The 25,013-nt window shown below is 61.2% G+C and carries 25 protein-coding genes, 1 tRNA gene and 1 pseudogene; 8 read left to right on the top strand and 19 right to left on the bottom strand.

From position 1 onward, the window contains the following. Positions 1-6: 6 nt before the first annotated feature. Entirely contained in the window at positions 7-1,026 is a 1,020-nt protein-coding gene (locus tag J3P79_RS19920; RefSeq protein WP_434605295.1) for a DUF4917 family protein, read from the bottom strand. Positions 1,027-1,168: 142 nt separating this feature from the next. Here J3P79_RS19920 and yiaY point away from each other — a divergent pair, with 142 nt between their 5' ends. Continuing rightward, positions 1,169-2,317: an L-threonine dehydrogenase gene (gene yiaY / locus J3P79_RS19915; RefSeq protein WP_434605294.1), complete on the top strand. Its 1,149-nt coding sequence runs from the start codon at positions 1,169-1,171 to the stop codon at positions 2,315-2,317. Here yiaY and J3P79_RS19910 read toward each other — a convergent pair. Together J3P79_RS19910 and J3P79_RS19905 are read right to left on the bottom strand one after the other, a co-directional pair. Then, entirely contained in the window at positions 2,314-3,477 is a 1,164-nt protein-coding gene (locus J3P79_RS19910; RefSeq protein WP_434605293.1) for a multidrug effflux MFS transporter, read from the bottom strand. The genes yiaY and J3P79_RS19910 overlap by 4 nt on opposite strands. Positions 3,478-3,489: 12 nt before the next feature. Beyond that, positions 3,490-4,725, bottom strand: coding sequence for an aminotransferase class I/II-fold pyridoxal phosphate-dependent enzyme (locus J3P79_RS19905; protein ID WP_434605292.1), 1,236 nt, complete (start codon positions 4,723-4,725; stop codon positions 3,490-3,492). A gap of 366 nt (positions 4,726-5,091) precedes the next feature. Here J3P79_RS19905 and J3P79_RS19900 point away from each other — a divergent pair, with 366 nt between their 5' ends. The 3 genes from J3P79_RS19900 to J3P79_RS19890 all read left to right on the top strand — a co-directional run bounded on the left by J3P79_RS19900 (position 5,092) and on the right by J3P79_RS19890 (position 8,279). Beyond that, on the top strand, positions 5,092-6,441 hold the full coding sequence (locus tag J3P79_RS19900; RefSeq protein WP_434605291.1) for a diguanylate cyclase domain-containing protein: 1,350 nt from the start codon (positions 5,092-5,094) through the stop codon (positions 6,439-6,441). A gap of 347 nt (positions 6,442-6,788) precedes the next feature. Further along, on the top strand, positions 6,789-7,292 hold the full coding sequence (locus J3P79_RS19895) for a DUF4142 domain-containing protein (protein ID WP_434605290.1): 504 nt from the start codon (positions 6,789-6,791) through the stop codon (positions 7,290-7,292). Between the two features lie 78 nt (positions 7,293-7,370). Continuing rightward, positions 7,371-8,279 (top strand): SDR family oxidoreductase, encoded by a 909-nt coding sequence (locus J3P79_RS19890; RefSeq protein WP_434605289.1) that lies wholly within the window; start codon positions 7,371-7,373, stop codon positions 8,277-8,279. 46 nt (positions 8,280-8,325) lie between these two features. On the opposite strand, the gene J3P79_RS19885 is transcribed toward J3P79_RS19890, so the two are convergent. Further along, a complete protein-coding gene (locus tag J3P79_RS19885; protein ID WP_434605288.1) occupies positions 8,326-8,730 on the bottom strand; it encodes a low affinity iron permease family protein in 405 nt (134 codons plus the stop codon). Positions 8,731-8,907: 177 nt separating this feature from the next. On the opposite strand from J3P79_RS19885, the gene J3P79_RS19880 reads away from it, so the two are divergent. Further along, a complete protein-coding gene (locus tag J3P79_RS19880; protein WP_434605287.1) occupies positions 8,908-9,054 on the top strand; it encodes a hypothetical protein in 147 nt (48 codons plus the stop codon). A gap of 65 nt (positions 9,055-9,119) precedes the next feature. Here J3P79_RS19880 and J3P79_RS19875 read toward each other — a convergent pair whose 3' ends face one another. The 3 genes from J3P79_RS19875 to J3P79_RS19865 all read right to left on the bottom strand — a co-directional run bounded on the left by J3P79_RS19875 (position 9,120) and on the right by J3P79_RS19865 (position 10,639). Beyond that, positions 9,120-9,530, bottom strand: a complete 411-nt coding sequence (locus tag J3P79_RS19875; RefSeq protein WP_434605286.1) for a type II toxin-antitoxin system HicB family antitoxin — start codon at positions 9,528-9,530, stop codon at positions 9,120-9,122. Continuing rightward, a complete protein-coding gene (locus J3P79_RS19870; protein ID WP_434605285.1) occupies positions 9,531-9,746 on the bottom strand; it encodes a type II toxin-antitoxin system HicA family toxin in 216 nt (71 codons plus the stop codon). Between the two features lie 263 nt (positions 9,747-10,009). Then, positions 10,010-10,639 carry a LysE family translocator gene (locus J3P79_RS19865; RefSeq protein ID WP_434605283.1) on the bottom strand — a complete coding sequence of 210 codons (630 nt, stop codon included), beginning with the start codon at positions 10,637-10,639 and terminating at the stop codon, positions 10,010-10,012. 144 nt (positions 10,640-10,783) lie between these two features. Between J3P79_RS19865 and J3P79_RS19860 the strand changes: the two genes are divergently transcribed. The 3 genes from J3P79_RS19860 to J3P79_RS19850 all read left to right on the top strand — a co-directional run bounded on the left by J3P79_RS19860 (position 10,784) and on the right by J3P79_RS19850 (position 11,967). Further along, positions 10,784-11,260, top strand: coding sequence for an Lrp/AsnC family transcriptional regulator (locus J3P79_RS19860; RefSeq protein WP_039593289.1), 477 nt, complete (start codon positions 10,784-10,786; stop codon positions 11,258-11,260). 203 nt (positions 11,261-11,463) lie between these two features. Further along, the gene (locus J3P79_RS19855; RefSeq protein ID WP_434605282.1) at positions 11,464-11,658 is read left to right on the top strand and encodes a hypothetical protein; all 195 of its coding nucleotides are present in this window, start codon (positions 11,464-11,466) and stop codon (positions 11,656-11,658) included. Positions 11,659-11,751: 93 nt separating this feature from the next. Continuing rightward, positions 11,752-11,967, top strand: coding sequence for a hypothetical protein (locus tag J3P79_RS19850; RefSeq protein WP_434605281.1), 216 nt, complete (start codon positions 11,752-11,754; stop codon positions 11,965-11,967). A gap of 170 nt (positions 11,968-12,137) precedes the next feature. Here J3P79_RS19850 and J3P79_RS19845 read toward each other — a convergent pair. From J3P79_RS19845 to J3P79_RS19790, 12 genes and pseudogenes are all read right to left on the bottom strand, one after another. Further along, positions 12,138-12,211: transfer RNA gene (locus J3P79_RS19845), tRNA-Gly, on the bottom strand. 149 nt (positions 12,212-12,360) lie between these two features. Continuing rightward, positions 12,361-13,245 (bottom strand): alpha/beta fold hydrolase, encoded by an 885-nt coding sequence (locus tag J3P79_RS19840; protein ID WP_434605280.1) that lies wholly within the window; start codon positions 13,243-13,245, stop codon positions 12,361-12,363. A 309-nt stretch (positions 13,246-13,554) separates the two neighbouring features. Further along, complete coding sequence (locus J3P79_RS19835) at positions 13,555-14,247, bottom strand: pseudouridine synthase (RefSeq protein WP_434605279.1); 693 nt, start codon at positions 14,245-14,247, stop codon at positions 13,555-13,557. Positions 14,248-14,282: 35 nt separating this feature from the next. Then, complete coding sequence (locus tag J3P79_RS19830) at positions 14,283-14,501, bottom strand: cysteine-rich CWC family protein (protein WP_434605278.1); 219 nt, start codon at positions 14,499-14,501, stop codon at positions 14,283-14,285. Further along, a pseudogene (locus tag J3P79_RS19825) lies at positions 14,494-15,111 on the bottom strand (GGDEF domain-containing protein); the annotation flags it as partial. The pseudogene J3P79_RS19825 and the gene J3P79_RS19830, both read right to left, overlap by 8 nt. A gap of 249 nt (positions 15,112-15,360) precedes the next feature. Then, entirely contained in the window at positions 15,361-17,139 is a 1,779-nt protein-coding gene (atzF, locus tag J3P79_RS19820) for an allophanate hydrolase (protein ID WP_434605277.1), read from the bottom strand. Positions 17,140-17,161: 22 nt separating this feature from the next. Beyond that, positions 17,162-20,737, bottom strand: coding sequence for an urea carboxylase (uca, locus tag J3P79_RS19815; RefSeq protein WP_434605276.1), 3,576 nt, complete (start codon positions 20,735-20,737; stop codon positions 17,162-17,164). A 191-nt stretch (positions 20,738-20,928) separates the two neighbouring features. Next, positions 20,929-21,570 carry an urea amidolyase associated protein UAAP2 gene (locus J3P79_RS19810; protein ID WP_434605275.1) on the bottom strand — a complete coding sequence of 214 codons (642 nt, stop codon included), beginning with the start codon at positions 21,568-21,570 and terminating at the stop codon, positions 20,929-20,931. An 11-nt stretch (positions 21,571-21,581) separates the two neighbouring features. Next, positions 21,582-22,307 carry an urea amidolyase associated protein UAAP1 gene (locus J3P79_RS19805; RefSeq protein WP_434605274.1) on the bottom strand — a complete coding sequence of 242 codons (726 nt, stop codon included), beginning with the start codon at positions 22,305-22,307 and terminating at the stop codon, positions 21,582-21,584. 13 nt (positions 22,308-22,320) lie between these two features. Next, positions 22,321-23,109 (bottom strand): ABC transporter ATP-binding protein, encoded by a 789-nt coding sequence (locus J3P79_RS19800; protein WP_434605273.1) that lies wholly within the window; start codon positions 23,107-23,109, stop codon positions 22,321-22,323. Further along, positions 23,106-23,921, bottom strand: a complete 816-nt coding sequence (locus J3P79_RS19795; protein WP_434605272.1) for an ABC transporter permease — start codon at positions 23,919-23,921, stop codon at positions 23,106-23,108. Before J3P79_RS19795 ends, J3P79_RS19800 begins: the two co-directional genes overlap by 4 nt. A gap of 15 nt (positions 23,922-23,936) precedes the next feature. Continuing rightward, on the bottom strand, positions 23,937-25,004 hold the full coding sequence (locus J3P79_RS19790) for a putative urea ABC transporter substrate-binding protein (RefSeq protein ID WP_434605271.1): 1,068 nt from the start codon (positions 25,002-25,004) through the stop codon (positions 23,937-23,939). Positions 25,005-25,013 lie beyond the last annotated feature (9 nt).

Here is a 25,013-nt window from a genome sequence, read left to right as displayed (position 1 = left end):
GAGAGGCTAGACCTCCACCGGCACCGTCAACTTCGGATCGCCCAGGGGATGGCTCTTGGCATCGAAAAAGCGCAACTCAGTGTCCAGCCCCTGGAATAGCTTGGCGTAATGCCGTTTCTGGTGCTGGATGAACGCCTGGCTGCGCGGGTAGATCGAGATGGCAACGGTTTTCGGCGCGGCCTGGCGCAAGGCGTGGACGATGTGGCTGTCTTGCTCGCCCAGGGCGTGGCCGAACAGGCAAAGGTTGCCGTGATGGTGCAGCAGTTGGTCGTAGCAGAACGACAGATAGTCGCTGCTGCGGATGGTCTTGAGCTTGTCCTCGCTCGTGCCTTCGCTGACCAGCAACGGCACATCGTCTAGGGTCTTGATGGTGTTGTTGATGGCGAAACTGCCCAGCAGCGTGCCTTCGGTGGACGTGAGCTTGCGTGCCGTCCCGTCCTGGTTGCGCACCAGGTGCAGGCCACCGTGCAGGTACAGGAGGCGAGGTTTGTCGAGGTGGGTCTGGCTCAGGTCGAAGCTGTGATCGGCGCCCAGGAACAGATCGGTGAACGTCCCTGGCGTGTGCTGTAGCGCCCAATAGCTCAGCAAATCGTAGTTGGTGGTGAACACCGTGCGGTAGCGCCCCAGTTCCTGGTTCAGGCTCGCCAGGGTCGAGGGTTGTACCAGCCGCCAAGGAATATGCACGGCGTGTACGGTGTTGATCAGCGCTTCCTTGATCGCGTAATAGCGATTGCGCGGCGCGGCGGAGCTGACGGCCAGGGCCTTGTTGACCCGGCTGGTGGTCTTCAGCGACCCAAGTACCTGCTCGAAACTGCGCGTTTGCAGCGCGTCGAACACGCTCAGTTCCGATGCGCCCAAGGGTTTTTCCTCGACGGTACGGGCATTCTCGAACAATGAGTCGTAGCCGAAATCGTCCCACACGGCGCGGCTGGCGCCATTGCCCACTAACAAGCCACTGAAGAGGGTGTTGGCGCGCAAGGTCTCCCACTCTTCGAGCCGGGCGTCGTATTCCTGCAAATCGGTCATCGCGAAAGTTATCTCAAAACGTGGCAAAGGCAGGGCGTGACTTTATCACGACCCAGTCTTGAGCCAGATCAAGATACGTTGTGACCAGTCGGTCAATCCTGTACGCCCCTGCCGATCCGGCCTCTTTCAGGAGCGTGTCCCCATGAGCAGCACTTTTTTCATTCCAGCCGTGAACATCATGGGCCTGGGTTGCCTCGACGAGGCAATGACCGCCATCCGCAACTATGGTTTTCGCAAGGCGCTTATCGTCACCGACGTGGGATTGGCGAAGGCCGGTGTTGCCGCCAAAGTGGCCGAATTGCTGGCGATCCAGGATGTCGACGCGGTGATCTACGACGGCGCCAAGCCCAACCCGAGCATTGCCAACGTTGAGCTCGGGCTGGGTTTGCTGAAAGAAACCCGATGCGATTTCATCGTGTCGCTGGGCGGCGGCTCCCCCCATGACTGCGCGAAGGGCATCGCGTTGTGCGCGACCAACGGTGGACAGATCCGTGACTACGAAGGCGTCGACCGTTCGAGCAAGCCGCAGCTGCCCTTGATTGCCATCAACACCACGGCGGGCACCGCCAGTGAAATGACCCGTTTCTGCATCATCACCGACGAGACGCGCCACGTGAAAATGGCCATCGTCGACCGTAACGTAACGCCGCTGATGTCGGTCAACGATCCGGCCCTGATGGTGGCGATGCCCAAGGGCTTGACCGCCGCCACCGGCATGGATGCGTTGACTCACGCGATCGAGGCTTATGTCTCCACGGCCGCTACGCCCATCACCGACGCCTGTGCCCTTAAAGCGATTACATTGATCAGCAACAACCTGCGTCTGGCCGTGCGTGACGGCAACGACTTGGCGGCACGGGAGAATATGGCTTACGCACAGTTTCTCGCGGGGATGGCGTTCAATAATGCTTCTCTGGGTTTTGTGCATGCGATGGCGCATCAGTTGGGCGGCTTCTATGACTTGCCTCATGGTGTATGCAACGCCGTATTGCTGCCCCATGTGCAGAGTTTCAATGCCATGGTATGTGCCGTCCGGCTGACGGACGTAGCCCATGCCATGGGGGGCGATATTCGCGGGTTCAGCCCTGAAGAAGGCGCGCAGGCCGCCATTGCGGCGATTCGCAGCCTGGCCGTGGACGTGGATATCCCAGCAGGCTTGCGGGAGTTGGGGATGCGCCTCAATGACGTGCCGGTGCTGGCTGCCAATGCCTTGAAAGACGCATGCGGCCTGACCAACCCGCGGGCGGCGGACCAGCGGCAAATCGAGGAAATTTTCCGCAGCGCTTTCTAAGCGACCCGGGGCGGCGTGAACCTTGCGCACAACATCGCCGCCACCGCTAACAAAGTGCACAGCACCGCCAGTGGCCAGGCCTGTTGGCTCAACAACAGGCTGGCCATCGCACCGATCACCGAAGCCATCAACTGATGCAGGAAACCGCTCAATGCCATGGCGTAGGCGCCGGCGATCGGCGAGCCTTCGTTTGCCAGCGACAGGCTGATCGGATAGTTCAGCGACTGGCCAAACACCGCGAAGCAGTACGGCAACCAGAACACAAGCGCGACGCTGCTCAGTGAAACGCTTCCTGCCAGCATGGTCGCGCTGCCGCCCACTACCAGGGCGATGCCCCAGCCCATCAGCCGCCGCTGGCCCGTGCGCAGCACAAAAGCGTTCACCGCGAGCGCGCCCAGCAAATACGCCGCGCTGATCGGCCAGCCCAACAGCCCGTACTCAATGGGCGACCAGTGGAAGCTCTCTTGCAGAATCAGCGGCGCGGCGGTGTTGAAGGCGATGATCACGCCGTAGCCCAAGCCGCCCGCCAAGGCTGGCAGCAGAAAACCGCGATGCTGGAGTATCTGTCCATAGATCCTCCACGCTGATTGTCCGTTGCTACCTTCGGCAAGCACCGGGAATGTTGCCGTCGACACGGCGGCGGCCATGACCAGGCTGGCCGCGCCCAAGCCGAGGAAAATCGCTTCCCACCCAAACGCAGCCTGGATCAGCGAGCCGAGATACTGACCGATGCCGAGGGCAACCACAAAGGCAATCGATATCCAGGACAAGGCCTTGGCCAGCAAGTCGCCGCTGAAGCTGTCACGGATCAACACCCGTGCCATCACAGAAATGCCGCTGGCGCCGATGCCCTGGATCAACCTGAACGCCAGGAACGTTTCGATCGTCGTGCCCAACGGCAACGCCAGGTTCCCCAGGCCGTACAGCGTCAATGCCGCCAATAGCACAGGCTTGCGCCCAATGCGCTGGCTCAGGCTGCCCCACGTCAGCATCGGCAGGGCCATGCCGATCAGGTACACCGACAAGCCCCACGACACTCGGGACGCATCGGCGCCCAGGGCCTGGGCAATGTCCGGCAGGGCCGGTAGGTAAATGCTCATGCCCAGCTGTGCCAGGAAGACCGTGGTGCAAGTGACGATCAGCGTTGTACGGTTTTTCATCAAGGGCTCGTTTCAAGAACAGATGTCACGTCCGTTGGCTACCAAAAGATCGGTGAGCCGTTCGCAGAAGGAACGAATCACCTCCGGCTCCATGTCGGCCCGCAAGGTGATGCGGATCGCGGCCTTGTCTTGGGGTACCACCGGGAAAAATACCGCTGAAGTGAAATACCCCAGGTCGGCCAACTCGACCGCCAGCCGAGTGGCCAGGGCTGCCTCACCGCAGCGCACCAGCCGGATCGCCATGGGGCTTGCATACTGTTCGGTGCGGATGAGGCTGTCGAAGAAGCGGATATTAGCCTGCAAGCGCTCTTGCAGGGCATGGAATTCCGGGCTGCGATGCAAACGGATCGAGGCCATGCCTGCGCCAATAGCCGCTGAGTTGAGGCTCTGCGACCAATTGGCCGGGCCGCCGTAGCGTTGCACCAGCGTCTTGTGCCGTTCGTTGCCGAACATGGCCAGCCCACCGCTGGCCCCGAATGACTTGGCCAGCGAGGCAACAATCAGGATTCGCTCATCCACTGCGTGGATCCGCGAGCGCACCAGGCCCATGCCGCCAGCCCCGACGGTTGACAGGGCGTGGGAATCGTCCAGATAAAGAAACAGGCCATAACGCTGCTTGAGATACAGCAGGCTGTCCAGGTCCGCCATGCCACCCATGCTGTAGGCGCCGTCAGTCACGTAGGCCACGTTATTCCGGCGTTTGCACGCGTCCTCGAGAAAATCCATGTCGTTATGCGGGCAGGTAATGACCTCGGTTTCATCGGCGCACGCGGCCTTGAGGTGGTTCATCGAGTAGTGGGCCTGCTTGTCGAACACCATCAGCGGCGGACGGTTGCCGGTTAGCGCGCCACTGGCCAACAGTGGCAGGATCCCTGCGCTCGCCGCGCTGCATGACAGCGCACTGAGGCAACTGGCACCGAACAGTTCCGATAGCTGGGTTTCGTACTGGTCCAGGATTGCCAGCCGACTGCGGTTTTTTGAATTGGCGACACGCAGGGTCCCGGTTTCCCATAGCGTCATCATGGCGCCATCCAGCAAGGCGGGGTGATAGTCCAGGCCCAGGTACGACGTGGTGCAGAAGTGATGCAAGGTACGACCATATTGGTCGACGAGGACGTTGGGCGACTGGACCTCGACGTTCAGTCCGGCAATTCTGCCGCTTTCGGCGTTCTGCCAATCCTGGTCGGCCAGGGAAATGATTTTGCGATAGTTATTGAAGTGCTGAGTGGGCTGCGCAGTCTGGTTCATGGTGTGAGTACATTCCTTGGTTGAGGGTTACTGTCCGTGGGGGCTTGTGTTTCCAGACTTTACAGACTGGGAGGGGAGGATTTGAATCGGCCGATTCCGGTGTGTTTGAGTGTGACTGGAGATTTCTGCGTAGGACCCTGCCTAGGGGCTTGGACGGGAAATCCGTCTGCCGTGTCGGAGCTGCGCCCGATCCCCGCGCCTGGGACGTTTGCTATCTTCAGGCGTCTGGGTAACCATCTGTCGACACCCTGCGCTATCCTCATCAGTGCCGAGGGGTGCGCGTCGGCTTCGCATGCCCTATTGGCGTCGTGAACGGGTGATGACCCGGTTCGCCCATTGCCTCATTATCCGGACGGCTTGCGCGCCATGGACACTCGATATTCCACGCCGTTGGCCAGTTACCTCGATCTGCTGCTCGACGCTGTGTGCGCTGTCGATGCCCAGGGGCGCTTCGTGTTCGTCAGCGCCGCCTGCGAGCGTATTCTCGGCTACACCCCCCAAGAGCTGATCGGCCGGGCGATGATCGACCTGGTGCATCCCGCCGACCGTCAGCGAACCCTGGATGCCGCGCGAGAGGTCATGGAGGGCGAGCCCAAGCTCAATTTCGAGAATCGCTACCTGCGCAAGGACGGTGGGGTGGTGCATATCCTGTGGTCGGCGCGCTGGTCCGAGGCTGACCAACTGCGCATCGCCGTGGCCCGCGACATCACCGAGCGCAAGCAGGCGGAGTCCCGGCAGGCTGCGTTATATGCCGTCTCCGAGGCGGCCCACGCTGCCGCTGATTTGCTGGCGTTGTTCAAGCGTATCCACTTCATTATTGGCGAATGGCTGCCGGCGCTGAATTTCTCGGTGGCGTTGTATGACGAAGAGTGCGAACAACTCAACTTTGCCTACCACGTCGACGATCGGGAGCGTGAGCCCGAGCTGCCGGGTACGGCGGTCGGGCGCTTATGTGCCGAAGTGATACGCAGTGGTCAGCCGATCCTGCTCACGCCCGGTTGCAGCGCGTCGCCCGTGGAGTTCTGCGATCTCGTGGCGAAGCCCGATGCGCCTTGCTGGCTGGGCGTGCCGCTCAATTCCCAGAGCAGCACAATCGGTGCGTTGATCGTCAAGAGCGCCCCGGACAGCGAGCGCTATACGGAGCAGGATAAGGAACTGCTGCAATATGTCTGTGCCCAGATCACCCTGGCCATCGAGCGCCAGCAACTGCACGCACGTCTTCAGCACATGGCGCAGTACGACCAACTGACCCAAGTGCCCAACCGCGAGTTGTTGCGCGATCGCTTCAAGGCCGCGCTCGCCACGGCCCGGGTTGCATCCGGGCGGATGGCGTTGCTGTATATCGACCTGGACCGTTTCAAGCAGGTCAACGACACCTACGGTCATGGCGTCGGCGACATGCTGCTGCAAGCGGTCGCCAGTCGATTGAAGGGGTGCGTACGTGACACCGACACCGTTGCGCGCATCGGTGGCGATGAGTTCGTGGTGTTGCTCCACAGCATTCATAGCGTGGAAGACGCCGGCAGGGTGCAAGAGAAAATCCGCGAAACATTGTCTCAGCCGCTACGGCTGGACGGCCACTGCCTGAACATCGAGCCGAGCATCGGCGTGGCCTGTTTTCCCGACCATGGGACAGAAGACGTGGCCCTGTTCCGCCACGCCGATGAGGCGATGTACGCAGCCAAGCGCCATAACCACCGGGCCTTGGGCATCTGAATTCAAGCCACCGTTCGTCGTGGCGCCGGCGCTTTTTCCAAACCTTGAATCCCGGGTCATTTCAAATGAAGTACGGGGTACGCGTGCCCATCATTCTTGCAATACGGAGGGCTGGACCATGCGCGGGCCAAGCAACATTTATCCGGGAAACATTGCCCACGATCGAACGAAGGTGTCCGAAGCGGGTCGCAAAAGTGGGAGAACCACCATCGCGAGTGTCGATAAAAGTCCGCTGAAAGCCGAGATTGGCCGCAAGCCGGGTCGCACATCTCGCTGAGTATCCGTGATGGTTCTGATTTGCGCGGTGGAAAAAATCATCGCATTTTCTTTTAGAGGAGGGCGTGACCATGAGCCGGATGGCCACCTTTTTACGCACCACCAGTGTTGTCGTGCTGATGGGCCTGGGTGCCAACAGTGCCTGGGCCCAGTCACCTGTCGAATTCATCAACGATGCATCCGCCAAAGGCATGGCCGACATTGAAGCCAGCCGTGAGGCGCATTCGAAGGCGGAGTCACGGGAGGTCAAGGACTACACCATCATGGTGATCAACGACCGCACCACCGCCAACCAGCATCTGGCGAAAATCGCCAAGAAACTCGATTTGCCTGTCGCGCCAAGGGAAGAAGTGGCGGACAAGGCCAAGACCCTGATGCCGCAGGTGGCGGAGGGCGAGTCGTTTGAAGCGGCCTATGCCGCCAGCCAGGTCAAGGCCACTGAGGAAGCCATCGAGCAGATCCAGGAACAGGCCCAGACCACCCATGTGCCGGAGATCAAGGCGTTCGCTGACGAAACGCTGCCCAAGCTGCAAACCCATCTCGAGATGGCCAGGGCGTTGCAGGCCAGCCGCTGATCCACCGCACCCGTTTCATGTTCAGGGCCGGGGCGCCAGCGCCCCGGCTTGTTTTGCCCGCCGAAAAGGAGAACCTCGATGTCTACAAGCCGAGAACCCAACCAATACGCGATGCAGAATCCGCTGACCCAGTATCCGCGTCCGGAATTTCCCGACCAGCCACAATCACCGCCGGGCATTGACCAGGACATGGTGCCGCAACCCGATCATGGCGAAAAAAGCTACCAAGGCTTCGGCCGACTCGAGGGGCGCAAGGCGCTGATCACCGGCGGTGACTCGGGGATCGGTCGCGCCGCTGCCATCGCCTACGCCCGGGAAGGCGCGGATGTAGCGATCAATTATTTGCCCAGCGAAGAGCGCGATGCACAGCAAGTCATTGAGCTGATCAAGGCGGAGGGCCGTAAGGCCGTCGCCATTCCGGGCGACCTGAAGGATGAGGCGTTCTGCGTCCAGATGGTGAAGATGGCGCAGCAGCAACTCGATGGCCTGGATATCCTGGTGAACGTCGCCGGTAAGCAGGAAGCGCAAAAAGACATTGCCGATATCACTACCGCGCAATTCGACGACACCATGAAAACAAACATCTACGCGATGTTCTGGATCTGCAAGGCCGCAGTGCCGCTGATGCCAGCGGGAGCGACAATCATCAATACCGCCTCTATCCAATCCTATGATCCGTCCGCAACGTTGCTGGACTACGCCACCACCAAAGCGGCGATTGTGGCGTTTACCAAGGCGTTGGCCGGGCAGGTCATCAGCAAGGGGATCCGTGTCAATGCGGTTGCTCCGGGGCCGATCTGGACCGTGTTGCAACCCAGCGGCGGACAACCCAGGGAAAAAATTCCTACGTTCGGCTCCCAGGTGCCAATGAAACGTCCGGGACAGCCCGCCGAATGCGCGCCGCTTTATGTGCTGCTCGCTTCGCAGGAATCGAGTTATATCACCGGGGAAGTATTCGGCGTGACGGGCGGCAACCCGTTGCCCTGATGACCGAAAGAGCGCGCGAGTGGCCTGAACCGCTCGCGCCTCGGCATCAGCACTGGTTCAGGTCGATCTTGTTCTTCGGCTCAACGCCGTCAAGGCTCTTGGCCTCGTCTTTGCCCATGTCCTGATACTGCTTGCGTAGCGCTTCAAGTTGCTTGAGATCCAGCGACTCGAGGCCGAGCATTGCGTTCTGCGCGTCCTTCGACGCCCGCAGCAGTTCGTCCACTTTCAAGTGCAGGATATCTGTATCGCGGTTTTGCGTATTCTGGATCAGGAACACCATCAGGAAGGTGATGATGGTGGTCGAGGTGTTGATGATCAACTGCCAGGTGTCGTTGAAACCAAAGAAAGGTCCGCTGGCAGCCCAGAGCGCCAACAACACAATGGCCCCCAGAAAAGTCTTGGGGCTCCCCGCCCAGAGGGATAGTTTTTGAGCGATTTTTGCGAACGTCATTACTGTGTTCCTTTTTGGGATGCACCTGTCAGGTGTGACAGCAACGCGTCGGCGAAAATTCTACTTACATTTCAACCGCAAGCGTCTCCTCGACGTTCATCGTCCGGCACGACGACAGTCGCAACCAATGTCATTCTCGCGGGTCACTCCTGAAAGCCCTCAGCATCGGAGTACATCATGAATATCGCCCGCACCTTTTGCCTCGCCTGCTGCCTGTTTGCCCTGCAAGGCTGCTTTGACAATTCGGATAACGAGACCAAGGACAACACCGACGGCACCAAGTCCTCGGTGCAGATGCAGGAATCCAAGTCGGAGAGCAAATAGATCCATTGAAAACTATGGGAGCGAGCATGCTCGCTCCCATAGTTTCGTGTTTTCTCTGCGAATGCTCAGCGGCCTTGTTGCAGTACCTTGAGCGCCGCCGACGCCAGGAAGCCTGACCGGCTTTTTTCTTCAGGATGGTGCAGCACATACTCATCGATACGGTTCAGCAGATAACCGGGCAGGGTGATGTTGAGCTTCTGGGCCTTACCCAGGTACTTGGTGATATCGATGTCCACTAGCGCCCATGTGCAACCAGCGTATTGCGGGTTGGCCGCATGCAGGGTGACGGTGTTGGCCGATGGAATTGGCGAACCGTCCTCAGCCAGAATCTCGAAGTGACCCTCTATGGCCTCTCGCGCCATCGCCATGGCCTCGTCCAGGTCGTCACCTGCGGAAAAGCAACCGGGAATATCCGGCACCTCAACGCCCCAGGCGTGCTTGTCATCGCCCATGGAAATCGCAATCGGGTAAAGCATTCAATCGTCCTCCGGAAAAGCGGGGCAACTGGGCGCCTGGAGAAGGGCCTGTTGCAAGATACTGATGGCCGTTTTCTTGAGCAGGTCCTTCTTGGGATGAGGAACCGTAACCAGCCCCGGTTTGGTCGGGTGTTTGAAGTGATGGTGACTGCCCCGGATCCGCACCAGGTACCACCCATCTGCAACAATTTGGCTTATCAAGAATCGGCTATTCACAACACCTCCATGGTGTTGTTGGTGGGTACTATACCTACTGTTCGGGAATGATCAACACTATAACCACCCTCGGCGACGGTTGGGGCTGGGATCTCTCGCTTTGAAGTCTAGAAGCGCAGTCATGGAAGGGCCGGAGAAGGCGGGTTGGCTTTATTTCGGGATGTGAGATTGGGTGGCTGATATCGACGTGGCGAGGGAGCTTGCTCCCGCTGGGCAGCGGAGCAGCCCCGGTTTTGAAGGTGCTCGCCACAAATCCAGAGGACTTACGACTGCTGCACAAACGTCAGCCGCACCGCAAAACCAATCAGCAGGCTCCCAAACAACCATTGCTGCGCGCGTTGGGCCGAAGGCGAGCGTTGGAGCCATCGCCCGAGTGCCACGCCGACCAATGCATAGGCGCTGTCGAACAGCAGGCCGACGCCGACCAGCACCACGCCAAGTATCGCAAACTGCCCCAACACGGGCCCGTCCCGCGGATCAATGAACTGCGGCAGCAACACCGAGCAAAACAGCAAGGCCTTGGGATTGAGCAGATTGGTCAGCAGACCGCGCTGGATCGCCTGAAGCCATTGCCGCTTTCCATTAGCAGCGGCGCCTCCTTCGAAGTTGGGCAACAAGGTGGTGCGCAAGCATTGAAACCCGAGCCAGGCCAGATAAGCCGCCCCGCCCAGGCGCACCACATCGAAGGTCCAGGGAGCAGTCTTGAACAACACCGAAAGCCCCATCGCTGCCAGCGCGACGTGACATGCCCGGGCAACGCCCAAGCCCCCCGCCGTCGCCAGCGCCGCGCCTTTGCCCTGACGGGCGCCGGTTTGCAGCACCAGGATCATGTCCGGCCCAGGCAACAGGTACGCCACCGTCAACGCCATGAAAAACAACCAGAGCCCCGTCATTGCATGCCCCCGCATTCAGTGGATTGGAAGTGCCAGTCTATGGCCGAAGGGCAGGGCAGGTGGTTGCGTAGTCAGCTTCTAAAGATTAGGAAATTGGCATAACCTGCCAAGTAATCGAGTCAGTAATCCGGATAATGCCAAATCATGAAACTTGACGCCTTCGACCGCAAAATCCTGACGGCATTGCAACGGGACGGCCGGCTGAGCAACGTGCAACTGGCCGAAGAAATAGGCTTGTCGCCGTCACCGTGCCTGCGGCGTGTGCGGATGCTCGAAGAGGCAGGGGTCATTCGCGGCTACCAAGCCGTCCTTGACCGCGACGAAGTGGGCCTGGGAATGACGATCTTTGTTGGCATCAAGGTCGAACGGCACACTGACGAGCGAGCCGAGGCGTTCCGTCAGGCGGTGACCGCGCTGCCCGAAGTGATTTCGGCGTTCCTGGTGTCAGGTGAGTCGGATTTTCTGCTGCAAGTCGTCGTGCCGGACTTGCGCGCCTATGACCGTTTTGTCACCAGCAAGCTGCTGAAGCTGCCGGGCGTCAGTGATATTCGCAGCAATTTTGCGATCAACACGGTGAAGGCGCCGGGGCCGTTGCCGTTGGGGCATCTGGCGGGGGAGTGAGGCGGTTTTCTGTCGTACGCAACGTGCTGTTTTTGCCTACAAGCCAAACGGGAATCACCCGCTGTCCATAACCGCCCATATAGGAAATAGTGCTCCGCAGACGCACTAAACGGCTGGCAATGAGCGATTGCAGTGGGCTGGTTCTCCCGGCATCGCAGAACAAAAAGCTCAGGGCAGTGGCTTAACCCTCAAAAGGAGGATGGATGCTCCAGAACGACCGCGATAATTTGGAACTCGATAAACTGCTGGTTGAAACCCGAAAGTTGTTGGCTGAGACTCGCAAGCTTACGGCCGAAGAAACCAAGCTGAAGCATGAAGCCTTATGGTATCCGTACGCCGTTGGGGCAGGGGTAATGACTGCCATTGTTGCCGTTGCGGGTTTTGGGATTAGAATCTGATCGCTGGTTTGCCACGATACGCCAATCACCCTAACGGTACTTGAGCTTTGGAAGTACACCGCTCAAATTGCTCGAAGTAGTTCAAGACCCAGCATGAGCCGCAGCCTCGGAGGAGAAAGAGACGTGTCCATACCTCGTGATTATCAAGCGAGCATCGAGCAACTGCATCAAGAGGTGGAAGCGTTAGCCGAAGAGATGAGACGCCCGGCTCCGACTACAATCCGGGTTACGTTGCTGCCGTTCAGCATCGGTGCTGCCTTCGCCCTGATCGTGCTTACCGTGGTCGCTTTTGTCGCAAAGCAGGTTTGATTCTCTTTGCCATTGCGATAAAAACCTGGCCATCATCGATTTCAAGGTACTTGGTGTAACCGTCAGCGACGGAAATTCCACAAATCCCAGACCAAAAAAAACCGGCCACCAAGAGCCGGTTTTTTTCGATCCCCCGTCAAAACCACCACGACGCAGGACCAGAATTCGATTGGAGCGGGTGAAGGGAATCGAACCCTCGTTATCAGCTTGGGAAGCTGGAGTAATGCCATTATACGACACCCGCTCAGAGCGGCTGACTTTGTACCAGATGTCGCTCGGGATTTGAAGTTTTTCTTTCCGGCCGGTCAGGTCATCCGTCTGCGCAAGCCTCAAAACAGAGCGGTCTTCGCGGGCAAGCCGGTTTGTCGGAGGCTTGTCCGCGATGACTTCTTTTCAGATCGCCACTGCATGGTAATCCTGCACCTGGCTGTAACGCGGTCGGCTAGCGTGGTGACTCGGCTTGAGGAAACCCAGCAACGCGTCGCGGCTGTCGCGGCAGGCGGCCTTGTGTTCCATGTCCAGGAAATGCCCGGTGGCTTGCAGCGTGGTGAAGGTGCTGTGCTGGACGTGATTGGCGAAGAGCCTGGCGTCGGTAGCTGAGGTGTACTCGTCCCATTCGCCGTTCAGGAAGAGCACCGGAACGTCGACCTTCTTGGCGGCATTGATGTAGCACTGCTGGTCGCTGTGGAGCACGTCGTTGATGTGAAAGTGCATCTGCCCGTATTCATGCTCGGCCAGGCTGCTGACGTGGCGATAGTTGAAACGCTTGAACAGCGGCGGCAGGTGCTTGCCGATGGTATTGTTGACCAGGTGCCCGACACGGTCGCCGTCCAGGCTGCTCAGGTAATCCACACCGCGCTCCAGATAGTCGCGCATCGGTGCATTGAGTACCGGTGAGAACGAGCTGATCACGGCTTTTTCGATGCGCCGCGGGCGTTGGGCCAGTGCCGTCAACGTGGCGGCGCCGCCCCATGAAAAGGACAACACGTGTTCGGCGGCGAAGTGGTCGATCAGCTCCAGGAGAATCTGCCCTTCGATTTCCTTTGTCAGCATTTTTTCGTGGCGGTTGTGAGCCTTGGACTTGCCCGCGTAGGGCTGGTCGTACAGCACAACGTTGAATTGCGGGTAGAGGTTCTTGACGGTCTGTGCAAACGACGCGGTGGTGGCCATCGAGCCGTTGACCAGAATGATGGTCTTTTGCGCGGCGTCTGCGCGATAGAACTCCGTGTAAACCCGATACTGACCCTGTATATCCAGCACAGCGATTTCTGGCCTCATGTCATAAGACTCCTGGCAAGCGGGTATGCGCGCAATGAGATTGCACGGGCAATGTGACAGGTAGGCATACGCCTGGAAGATAAGGCCCATGTCGATCCATGACAGTTGGTCGACGGGTATTGTTATGGCGGGCAGTTTGCCGGGGGATGAGGCGGAGCCTGGGGGCTCCAGCCGGCAAAAAGTTTCTTAGAGGTATGAGGTGACTCGTCGGTCACATTTCGGCCGACGGTTTGATTCAAGCAGGGGGGCGAGCGTTGCGCAAGTGCTCTTTGAAAATTGTCGGGCACTTCTGCCCAGCGGTCATTTCCTTCAGATCAGGCAGATTTCTTCAGCGCTCAGGGCGCGATACCCACCGGGCTCCAGATGGGAGTCCAACACCAGCGGCCCCATTCGTTCGCGATGCAGGCGCAGCACCTTGTTGTTGAAGTGACCGAACATGCGCTTGACCTGGTGATACCGACCTTCAACGATGCTCAACCGCGCGGACTTTGGGCCCAGCAGCGTCAGTTCCGCGGGTTGCGTGGTCAGGTCCTCGAAAGCGAAATACAGGCCCTGGGCAAAGGTGAGCGCGTATTCGGCAGTAATGGTCTGCTCGGTCTCGACGTAGTAGATCTTCGGCAGCTTGGTCTGCGGTTGGGTCAGGCGTCGCGACCAACTGCCGTCGTTGGTGATCAGCATCAGCCCGGTGGTATTGAAGTCCAGGCGGCCTGCGATGTGCAGGTCGTCCTTGTCCGGTTCGTCCAGCAAGTCGAGCACGGTGCGGTGCTGCGGATCGCGTGTGGCGCTGACGCAACCGGGCGGCTTGTGCAGCATGAAATACCGCGCCGGTCGGCCTGCTTGCAAGATTTCCCCGTCCACTTCGACGCGGCTGAATTCCCGCACCTGCGCTTGTGGCTCAGTGACGGTCTGGCCATCGATCTGCACCCGACGCGCCACCAGCAACAGGCGGACCTGCTGGCGATTGAAGCGCGGCAGGTTACTGAGGAAACGGTCGACACGCATGGGCAGTTCAGGCCAGGAAGCGGGGGGCGGGAATCTTACGCGATCGGTTGCGCATTGGCGCGCAATTGGTCGTCGACCTGGGCGCATCGCGGGCACAGGCAGGATTTGTCTCGCAATTCGGTCGGCAATGCCAAAAGCACAGCCGGGTCGATGCGCACGCCGTAGCACCAGCAGGCGCGGTCGGCGGTCTTCGGATCGGCGAGGGTGCAGTCGTTGGCGCCGCCGCAGGCCGGGCAATGATCAGGTTTATTCATAACTGGAGTGAGGCATTTCCACGCAGGTTCGGTTGCTGCCGGTCTGTCGGGCGCGTAGCAACGCATGATCGGCCCGGGACAACAGGCTATGCAAGGTGTCTTCATCCTGCAAGGTGGTCAGGCCGATGCTGACGGTGACCTGCAATTGCTTTGAGTTGCAAAAATAGCGCTGCAACGCGATGTGCTGGCGAATTTTCTCAGCGATCCTCAGGCCGTTCTGCCCATCGGTGTCCTTGAGTAGCAGGGCGAAGGCATCAGTGCCCCAGCGGCACACGATGTCCGAGTGCCGCAAGGTGGCGGTCAGGTCGCGAGCGAAACCACTCAATAACTGGTCGCTGGCAACGTGGCCGTGGCTGGCATCCAGTTGTTTGAAGTTATCCACCTCCAGCAGCAACGCGCTCAAGGGCTTGGGCTCGCGCTGGGCTTCATGCAGCGCTTGCACCGCCAGGAGGTCGAAGCCCCGGCGGTTGGGCAGTTCGGTCAAGCCATCGAGGATGGCCTGTGCGTCGATCCGGCGCTGGAAATTGGCGATCAGCCTATAAAGCACGACGAGCACCGCCACGGTGACCAGCAGGCCGATCAGCAAGTTGAAGTACAACGCCTTCACTATGTTGTCCTTGAGCGACGTGTTGGCGGCGTAATAAGCCAACAGCGAAGTCAGCAGGAAGGCGGCACCCAGCAAAATGGCGAGCATCAGCACCGGTGAGCGCTGGGCATGCAACGGCGAACGAAGCGACATGGCGATTCCCCAGGAGTGACCCGATGGAATCAGTTTAGTGGCCTTGTGGGAAAAGACAGTCGGATTTGCAGGTTTGCTAGATTGCGGCGAGGGATAAATTCCCTCGCCACAGGGTGCCGTTTACTGACGGGTAGTCAGGTAAGCCCGCCATCCGCCCAACTGGCTGATGTCCTCTGCGCCGTCCAGGCCATACGGCTCGCAGATGAAACCGCTTTCCCAGCGCCCATCGGCCAGTTGCACCTTGCCCAACCCAAGCGGTGCGGGAATACCGGTCAGGAACGAGCCCAACTCGCTGCTTGGCAGCTCCCAGACTTCCACTTCGATCGCCACGCCCCCCTCGCCAACGCGCAGCATGCCGGGGCGCAGGGGTGGGCCGCCCGCCAAGGCATAGAGGCGGTAATTCGGCGAGCTGTGGGTCGCCTCGATCAGCCGGGCGCCGCGTTGCTTGAGTTGCCAGTTCAATGCCAACCCCTCCAGATGCGCGCCGCACACCACCAGCCGTGCCCGATCATGGCGCGCCGGATTGGCGGGTGTCGGCAAGTCAGGCCGTTGTTGGCGCTGCAAGGCGTCGGCCACGCCCAGCAGGTATTGGTCGGTGAAGGCCCGGCCGAACAATGTCACGCCCCAAGGCAAGCCGTTGGCCATGAAGGCGCTGGGCACGGCGACGGCGGCGTAGTCCAGCAGGTTCATGAAATTGGTGTAGTAACCCAGTTCCGCATTGCGCAGTAGCGGTTCGGCCGCGAGTTCAGCGAGGGTCACCGGGCGTCCAATGGTCGGGGTGAGCACGCAGTCGAGTGTTTCCATCATTCGGTCGCACTGGGCCTTGAGCGCTTGCAAACGGTACTGGGCGCGGAAGGTATCCACGCCGGTCACGGTAGGCGCTTTCGCCAATACGGCGCGGATCACCGGCAGTACCGCGTTGGCGTCGCGCTCGATCAACTCCCCGGCGACGCTGTAGCGCTCGGCAACCCAAGGTCCCTCGTAGAGCAAGCGCGCGGCTTCGAGGAAGGGCGACAAATCCAGCTCGACGGCTTCGCCGCCCAGGCGTTCGAGGCGCTCGATGGCGTCGTGGAACAACCGTGGGCCTTCGTCGCAGCCGAAAAACGCCAGGTCTTGCCGACGAGGCACGCCGAAGCGAAAGCGTCGGGGCGTGCCGAACGCCGAGCCGTCGTTCCATTGTGGGTTCTGACGGCTGTATTCGTCGCGCGGGTCGAGATGTGAGGTCAATGCCAACAGCTGACTGGCTTCGCGCGCCGTCGCGGTGAATGTCGTCACGCAATCCAGTGTCCGGCAGGCCGGCACCACGCCGGCGGTGGAAATCAGGCCCTTGGTGGCTTTCAGTCCGACCAGGTTGTTCAGCGCAGCAGGCACCCGCCCGGAGCCTGCGGTGTCGGTGCCCAGCGCAAGACTTGCCACGCCCAGGGCCACCGCCAGCGGCGAGCCGGCACTCGAGCCACCGGCCGGATAGTCCGCCAACACGCTGTTGCGACAGGCACCGTAAGGGGTGCGGGTGCCGTTGAGCCCGGTGGCGAATTGATCGAGGTTGGTCTTGCCCAAGGGAATGGCGCCCAGGGCCAACAACTGCTCGACCACCGTGGCCGAACGTTGCGGCACGTAGGCAAACGTCGGGCAGGCGGCGGTGGTGGGAATGCCGGCCAGATCGATGTTGTCCTTGATGGCGAACGGCACACCGTACAACGGCAGGCTCTCCAGGTCGCGGCTTTCCAATGCCGCCAGATAGGGTTCCAGTTCCTCGGGGGACAGCAGATGGATGAACAGGTGATAGTCCGGGTCGAGGGCGGCGGCCTTTTCCCGCAGGGCCAGCAGCAACTGGCGCGGTGTCGTTTCGCCGTTGCGGTAGGCGTCGCGCAGGTTGTCCAGGCGCAGAGAGAGTTTCATCGCGTTAATCCTTTGATTGAGTTCAGTCACGTTCCAGCACCACCACACGCTGTCCAGCGCGAACCGCCGAACCGGGTTGGACGCGTACTTCGCGTACCACACCGGCCATTGGCGCAAGCACCGGGATCTCCATTTTCATGGACTCCAGAATCACCAGTACGTCACCGGCGGCGACCCGCGTACCGACTTGCACCTGGACTTGCCAGAGATTGCCGGCGATGTGGCTCTCGACGCTCAGTTGGCCCTCGCCCAGCAATGCCTCTTCGCTCGGCGCGGGCGACGGCTCCTCGCTGTCGAAATGCGCCTGGCCGCTGGCAATCCAGCGCTCGCGCTCGGCATTGAAGGCCTGTTGCTGCTGTTGGCGGAACGCGCCGATGCTGTCCGCTTCCCGGGCCAGGAAATGTTGGTAGTCAGCAAGGTTGAGTTGGCTGTGCTCGATCTGCAGGTCGAAGCGGCCCAGCGGGAAATCCCGGCGGATGCGCAACAGTTCATCGGCACTGACCGGGTAGAAGCGGATCTGATCGAAGAACCGCAGCAGCCAGGGCTTGCCATCAAACGCGGCAACGGCCCGATAACGATTCCACATCTGCAACGTGCGCCCGACGAACTGATAGCCGCCGGGACCTTCCATGCCGTACACGCACATATAGGCGCCACCGATGCCCACCGAGTTTTCCGCGGTCCAGGTCCGGGCCGGGTTGTATTTGGTGGTGACCAGTCGATGGCGCGGGTCGAGCGGCGTAGCGACCGGTGCGCCGAGATAGACATCGCCCAGACCCATCACCAGATAGCTGGCGTCGAACACGGTGCGTTGCACTTCGTCGAGGTTCGGCAGGTCGTTGATGCGGCGGATGAATTCCAGGTTGCTGGGGCACCACGGGGCATCCTTGCGCACGGTGGTCATGTATTTTTCGATGGCCAGTTGGCAGGCCGGGTCATCCCAGGACAGTGGCAGGTGGACGATGCGCGACGGCACTTGCAGATCTTGCGCGGCGCACACGGCGTCCCATTCTCCCGCGACGATCACCAGCAGATTGGCCAGCGACAATTGCTCAGGCTGGTAATGAACTTGCAGCGAGCGGATGCCCGGCGTCAGGTCAATCACACCGTGCAGGTGTTTTTGTTGCACCGCTTGCATCAAGGCGTGGGCGCGGAAGCGCAACACCAGGTTGAGTTCAGGCGCGCCGATTTCCAGCAGCAGGTGGGTGTCGCCAGACAATCTAGCCACCAGGCGGGTATCGTCCTGGCCGATATCCAATACCACCGGCGACAACAGTGTTTGTGTATCCCCAGAATCCGTGGCGAGGGAGAAGTCCGTTACCAGTGATCGCGCGGTCGATATATCCACTGGCACAAACTGCACCTTGTCCCCGGCCTTGAGCTGCCCCAACTGCCACAGGTCCGCCTCGATCACCGTTACCGGGCAGACGAAACCACCCAGGCTCGGGCCGTCGGGGCCGAGGATGACGGGCATGTCGCCGGTGAAATCCACGGCGCCGATGGCATACGGGTTGTCGTGGATATTGGAGGGGTGCAGGCCCGCTTCGCCGCCGTCGGCACGCACCCACTCGGGTTTCGGCCCAATCAGTCGCACGCCGGTTCGGCTGGAATTGAAATGCACCTCCCATGACGTTTCGAAAAACGTCTGGATGTAGCGTTCGGTGAAATATTCCGGCGCGCCATGGGGGCCGTAGATCACGCGGATCTGCCGCACGGCTGGCAATGACAGAGGCGGCTCGTTCACTGTCGGGAACGCGGCGCGCTCATCCAGCGCAGCCAGGTGCAGCACATCGCCGGTGCACAGCGCGCGTCCGCCATGGCCGCCGAATTGGCCGAGGGTGAAGGTGCTTTTGCTGCCGAGGTAGTCCGGCACTTGCAAGCCACCTTGCAGGCACAAATAACTGCGCGCCCCGGCGCCACTGATGGTGCCCAGGGCCAGGGTTGCCCCGGCCGTGATCGAGAGCGGGGTGTTCATCGGCACCGCTTCGCCGTCCAAGGCCAGGGCAATCTGCGCACCGGTCACCGCCACCCGGGCGTTGCAGTTGAAACGCAGCAACGGTCCGCTCATGGTGATTTCCAACGCCGCCGCACCTTCGTCATTGCCCAGCAAGCGATTGCCCGCGCGCAGCGAACGGCTGTCCATCGGCCCTGACGGCGGCACGCCCACGGCCCAATACCCGAGGCGGCCGGGGTAGTCCTGGACACTGGTCTGGGTGCCGGGGCTGAGCACTTCGAACGTGTTGGCGCGGTAGGCCAGGGTTTCCAGGCAGCGCGTCCAGGGCTGGCCGTTGGCGAAGGGCGCGTCGAGAAGAATCTGCTGCAAGTAGGTGCGGTTGGTTTCGACGCCGTATAGCAAGCTGTCGTCCAGCGCTTGGTGCAGCCCCAGGCGCGCCTGCTCGCGGGTCGGTGCCCAGCGAATGATCTTGGCGATCATCGGGTCGAAGTAGGGCGGGATCTGGCAACCAGCCTCCACCCACGTGTCGATGCGCAGCCCTTTACCGTCGGCCTGTGGCAATTCCACGGCGGTCAGCAGGCCCGGGCTCGGCTGGAAATCCCGGCCCGGGTCCTCTGCATACAGGCGTGCCTGGATCGCGTGGCCGCAGGCTTTCAGGCCCTGGCCCAGTTCGCTCAAGGGGGGCAGATCACCGGCGGCCAGTTGAACCATCCAGCGCACCAGGTCCACGCCCCATACCTGCTCGGTAACGCCGTGCTCCACCTGCAGGCGCGTGTTCACTTCCAGGAAATAGAAGCGTCCGGCGTCACTGTCGTAGACGAACTCCACGGTGCCCGCGCTGCGGTAGTCCACGGCCTGGGCCAGTTTGATCGCTGCTGCGCAGAGTTCCTCGGCCATGCCTTCGGGCAGGTTGGGCGCCGGGGTTTCCTCGATGACTTTCTGGTTGCGCCGTTGCACCGAGCAGTCACGCACGCCCAGGGCTATCACTTGGCCCTGGCCGTCGCCGAACACTTGCACCTCAAGGTGTCGCGCCCGTTCGATATACTTTTCGATGAACACGCCGGCGTCGCTGAAATTGTTCTGCCCCAGGCGCTTGACCGCTTCGAAGGATTCGCTCAACTCGGCGGCGCTGCGGCACACTCGCATGCCGATCCCTCCACCGCCGGCCGTGCTTTTGAGCATCACCGGGTAACCCACCTGTGAACCTGCCTGCAACGCGGCGTCGAGGCTGTCGAGCAGTTCGGTGCCTTCGAGCATTGGCACGCCGTGCTGCCGCGCCAGGGCGCGCGCGGTGTGCTTGAGGCCGAACACGCGCAGTTGCTCGGGCGTCGGGCCGATGAAGGCGATACCGGCCGCCTCGCAGGCCTCGGCGAAAGCGGCGTTTTCCGAGAGAAAACCGTAGCCGGGATGAATCGCCGTCGCACCGCTGCTTTTGGCGATCGCCAGGAGCTTGTCCACCGCCAGGTAAGTGCCCGCCGCCGCGCCTTCGCCCAGGCAATGGGCTTCGTCGGCATGGAGGATGTGCAGGCTGGCTTCGTCGGCTTGGGCGTACACCGCGACGCCTCGGACCTCCAACTCACGCAAGGTCCGCAGGATGCGGCAGGCGATGGCGCCGCGGTTGGCGATAAGGATTTTTTCGAACATGGCATTGCCCCCTCAGGCATGCGTGCCGCCTGAACTGGGATGCGGGCCGTCCCGCAGTTTTTGATGGCCGCCGGGGTCGTCCCCGGCGGCAAACCTTCCTTAAAAAACACCGCCATTCTGTGTCTATTTGATGCACTGCCCCGACCGGCTCTGGCACAACACAAACAGCCAGCGGCGCAGGCGTGCGAGCTTCAGTTCCATATCAAAAGCTCCGCTGGCGTGGGGTTGTAGGCATTGCACGGGTTGTTCAGTTGCGGGCAGTTGGAGATCAGGACGATCACGTCCATTTCGGCCCGCAGGTCGACGTATTTCCCCGGCGCCGAGATCCCGTCTTCAAAGGTCAGGCCGCCATCGGCGGTGACCGGCACGTTCATGAAGAAGTTGATGTTCGGCCCGATGTCGCCCTTGCCCAGCCGACCGTCGTGGGCGCAGGCCCGCAGGTAGTTGTCGCGGCAGCTGTGCATGTAGCGTTTTTCCAGGGCGTAGCGCACGGTGTTGCTTTCCTGGGCACAGGCGCCGCCGAGGGTGTCGTGGCGTCCGCAGGTGTCTTCGACGATGGTCAGCATCGGCCGGCCGAGGTTGGAATACAGCACACTGCCAACGCCCAGGTAAACGCTGTTCTGCCGACGCAAGGTGCGTTGCACGTCGTAGCGTTCCCTGGGATTGGCCAGGCTGTAGAACAGCGTATCGACCGCCTGGTTGCCTTCCAGGTCAAGAATGCGCAAGGTCTGGCCGGCCTTGACCTCGGTCAGCCAAGGTTCCCCGGCGGGAATCGTGGCGCGGTAGGCGGCGGTCTCGGGTTGCTTGTGTGCGGTGGCGATGGACAGTGACATGGCGACGATCCTCAGGCGAACAGGCGGTCGGTGTTGATGAAGCCGCGCTGATTTTCCGGGCGCGATTGGCGGCAGTGTTCGGCGACGCTGGGGTTGGCGTTCATCCAACTGAGCTTGAGCGGCTGCGGGGCGTATTGCGGGTTCGGGTCCATCGGGTGCTGCAGCGCGGTCAGCACCACCAAGGTATCCATCGGCGCGTACAACTCGATGTAGTCGCCGGCCTTGGAGTTGCCTTCCACAAAGTGAAAACCTCCGGCTTCGTCGACGTCGACACGGCTGAAGAGGTTGAGGGTCATGAGTAGGTCGGACAGGCCCAGTCCCCATTTGCCCAGTTCCACCAGCAGGTTGTCGGCGCCGTTGCGAAAGAAACCGTTGCGCAGTTCCTGATAGCGGCCCTGACCATACTTTTCAGCGACTTCTTCGGCGCAGAGCACACCGCCAAAACTGTCGCTCCAACCACAGGTGTCAGCGGTGATTGCAGCGAGTACCCGGCCCATGTCCGAGTAAAGGCAATGACCGGCGGTGAGCTTGGCGGTGTGTTGGCACTTGAGGCTGTCCGGCAGGTTAAGGCGTTCGGTTTTTTCGTTGGCGTTGAGCAGTGTCAGGCTCACGTTGGCGCCACTGCGCAGATCGGTCAGGCGCAGCAGTTGGCCGCGCTTGAGCACGAACGAGCGATGGCCGCCACCGGGCAACATTTCTTCAGCGAAGGGAGGAAACAGCTGGATCGAATCGGTCATGGAAAATCTCCTTTCAAGCGATACGCAACGTGCCGGCCAGTTCGGCGGGCAGGGCGTCGACGGCGGCACGGGCGGTGCGGCGGTCGCTGTTCAATGGAATGTCGTAGGTGATGCGTGCGCCATAGGCGCCGGGGGCGTGCGGATCGACGCGGACCTTGTCGAACACCAGCAGGCGCGTGCCGAGGCTGAAGCCTTCGGACAGGTCGTGGGTGACCATGAACACCGTCAGTTGGGTCTCGCGCCACAGCGCCAGCAGCAAGGCATGCATGTCTTTGCGGATGCCCGGGTCGAGGGCGCCGAAGGGCTCGTCCAGCAGCAGGACACGCGGCTTCATGATCAGGGCTTGGGCAATCGCCAGTCGCTGCTGCATGCCGCCGGAGAGCTGCGCCGGGTATTTGTCCAACGCGTGGCCGAGGCCGACCTTGTCCAACAGTTGCGCAGCCTCTTCGCGAGCCCGGCGCTTGGCACTGCCGAACAAACGCCCCAGCAACGGCGAGCGCGGCAACTCCAAGCCCAGGGCCACGTTGTCCAGTACCGTCAGGTGCGGGAACACCGAATAACGCTGGAACACCACGCCCCGGCTGGCATCCGGCTCGCCCGCCAAGGGTTCCCCGTCCAGCAGGATCTGTCCGCGACTGGCGCGTTCCTGGCCCAGTAGCAAGCGCAGGAAGGTCGACTTGCCGCAACCCGATGCGCCCACCAAGGTGCAGAACTCACCCTCGGCGACACTCAGGTTCAAGCGTTCCAGCACGACTTGGTCGGCATACTGTTGCCAGACATTGTTCACAGTAATGAAGCTCATGCCTTCGCCCCCTCGTACCAAGGGAACGCTCGCTGGGTCAGGCGCTTGAGGCCCCAGTCCATCAGCCAGGCGAGCAGGGTGATCCACACCACGTACGGCAGGATCACGTCCATCGCCAGGTAACGGCGCACGAGGAAAATTCGATAGCCCAGCCCATCGGTGGAAGCGATGGCTTCGGCGGCGATCAGGAACAGCCAGGCCGAACCCAGCATCAGCCGCAGGGAAATCAGCAAGCGTGGCAGCAGTTGCGGCAGCACCACGCGCAGGATCAGGGTCCAGGTCGATGCGCCGAGGGTCTGGGCCTTGATCAGCAGCTCACGGGGAATTTCCCGGGCGCGCTGTTCCAGATCCCGTGCCAGGCACGGCGTGATGCCGATCACGATCAGCATCACTTTAGACAGTTCCCCCAGGCCAAAGACGATGAAAAGGATCGGCAGGATCGCCAATGGCGGCACCATCGACACCACAGTGAGCAACGGCGACAGCGGCGCGCCAAACAGCGGTAGCGTGCCGGCGGCGATGCCCAGGCATAACCCGGCCAGGGCGCTGATGCCCAGGCCGATCGCCAACCGGCGCAGGCTCGACGCAGTGTCCTGCCAGAGCAGGTAGTCGCCGCTGCGGGCATCGGCGGTAAAGGCCAGGCGTTTAACTGCATCGGCCATTTGCACGGCGCTGGGCAGGAGCTTGTCGTTGGGGTTGTCCGTCAACCGTTCGGCCGAGCCCATGAAGTAGGCGAACAGCACCAGCGCGAAGGGCAGGATCACCAACAACAGACGGCTGGGACGATCCGGGTAGCGGTTGATCAGGCGCATGCCAGGTCCTCCGGTTTACAGCTTGGCGTCGGCGGCCAGCTGTACGTAGGTTGGGTCAAAGCGCAGCTTGAGGTTGGCCTTGTCGCCGAGGGTCACGCCATTGGCGAACGTCATGCCGACCGCGTCGGTGCTCTTGGCGCCTTCGCCCAACAAGCCGTGCTTGAACGAGAACTCGGCGACTTTGCCCATGGTGGCGGGCAGTTGCTCGCTGGTGACGAAGGCCAGCGCTTCCTTGGGCGTGGCGAACAGCTTGGTGGTGTCCAGTTGCGCCTGGAAACCTTTGAGATCAGTGCCCGACGCTTTGGCCATGTGTTCCAGCGCAGCGTTGGCGGCGGCGTTCTTGGCGTTCATCAGCGCCACCACTTCGAACCAGGCGCCGGTCAAGGCCTTGCCGAGGGCCGGGTTGTCCTTCAGGGTCTGGGTGTTGACCACCATCATGTCCATGATCTCGCCGGGAACCTGGCTGGAATTGAACACTTCGCTCACGCCCGGCTGGGCCTTGATGTCCGAGAGCATCGGGTTCCAGGTGGTGACGGCCTTGACCTGGTCGGTGTTGAAGGCGGCGGAGATATCGGCATCGGAGGTATTGACGACTTTCAGGTCTTTTTCGGCGAGGCCAACTGAATCCAGGGCGCGCGCCAGCAGGTAATGGGACACCGACAGCTCCACCAGGTTGACGTCCATGCCCTTGAGGTCGGCGACTTTCTTGCCCTCGCCCTTGAGGACGATGCCGTCGTTGCCGTTGGAGAAATCGCTGACGATCAGCGCGGTGCTGTCCACGCCACCGGCGGCGGGAATGGTCAGGGCATCCATGTTGGTCATGGTGCAGCCGTCGAACTGACCGGCGGTGTACTGGTTGATGGATTCGACGTAGTCGTTGAGCTGCACGACATCGATCTTGATGCCGTATTTTTTTGCCCATTTATCGACGATGCCTTGGCTGCCGGCGTATTCCCAAGGCATCCAGCCGGCGTAGATGGTCCAGCAGACGCTGAAGTGGTCTTTTTGCGCGGCGGCAGACGAGAAGCTCATGAGAGCCGAGAGGGCGGCGAGGAGCAGGGCGGACAGACGAAGCTTGAACATGGTGGTTCT

Origin of the sequence: Pseudomonas sp. R1-7 (genome assembly GCF_051132105.1) — a bacterium.
Taxonomy (GTDB): domain Bacteria; phylum Pseudomonadota; class Gammaproteobacteria; order Pseudomonadales; family Pseudomonadaceae; genus Aquipseudomonas.
This window is presented reverse-complemented; position numbering and strand designations above follow the sequence as displayed.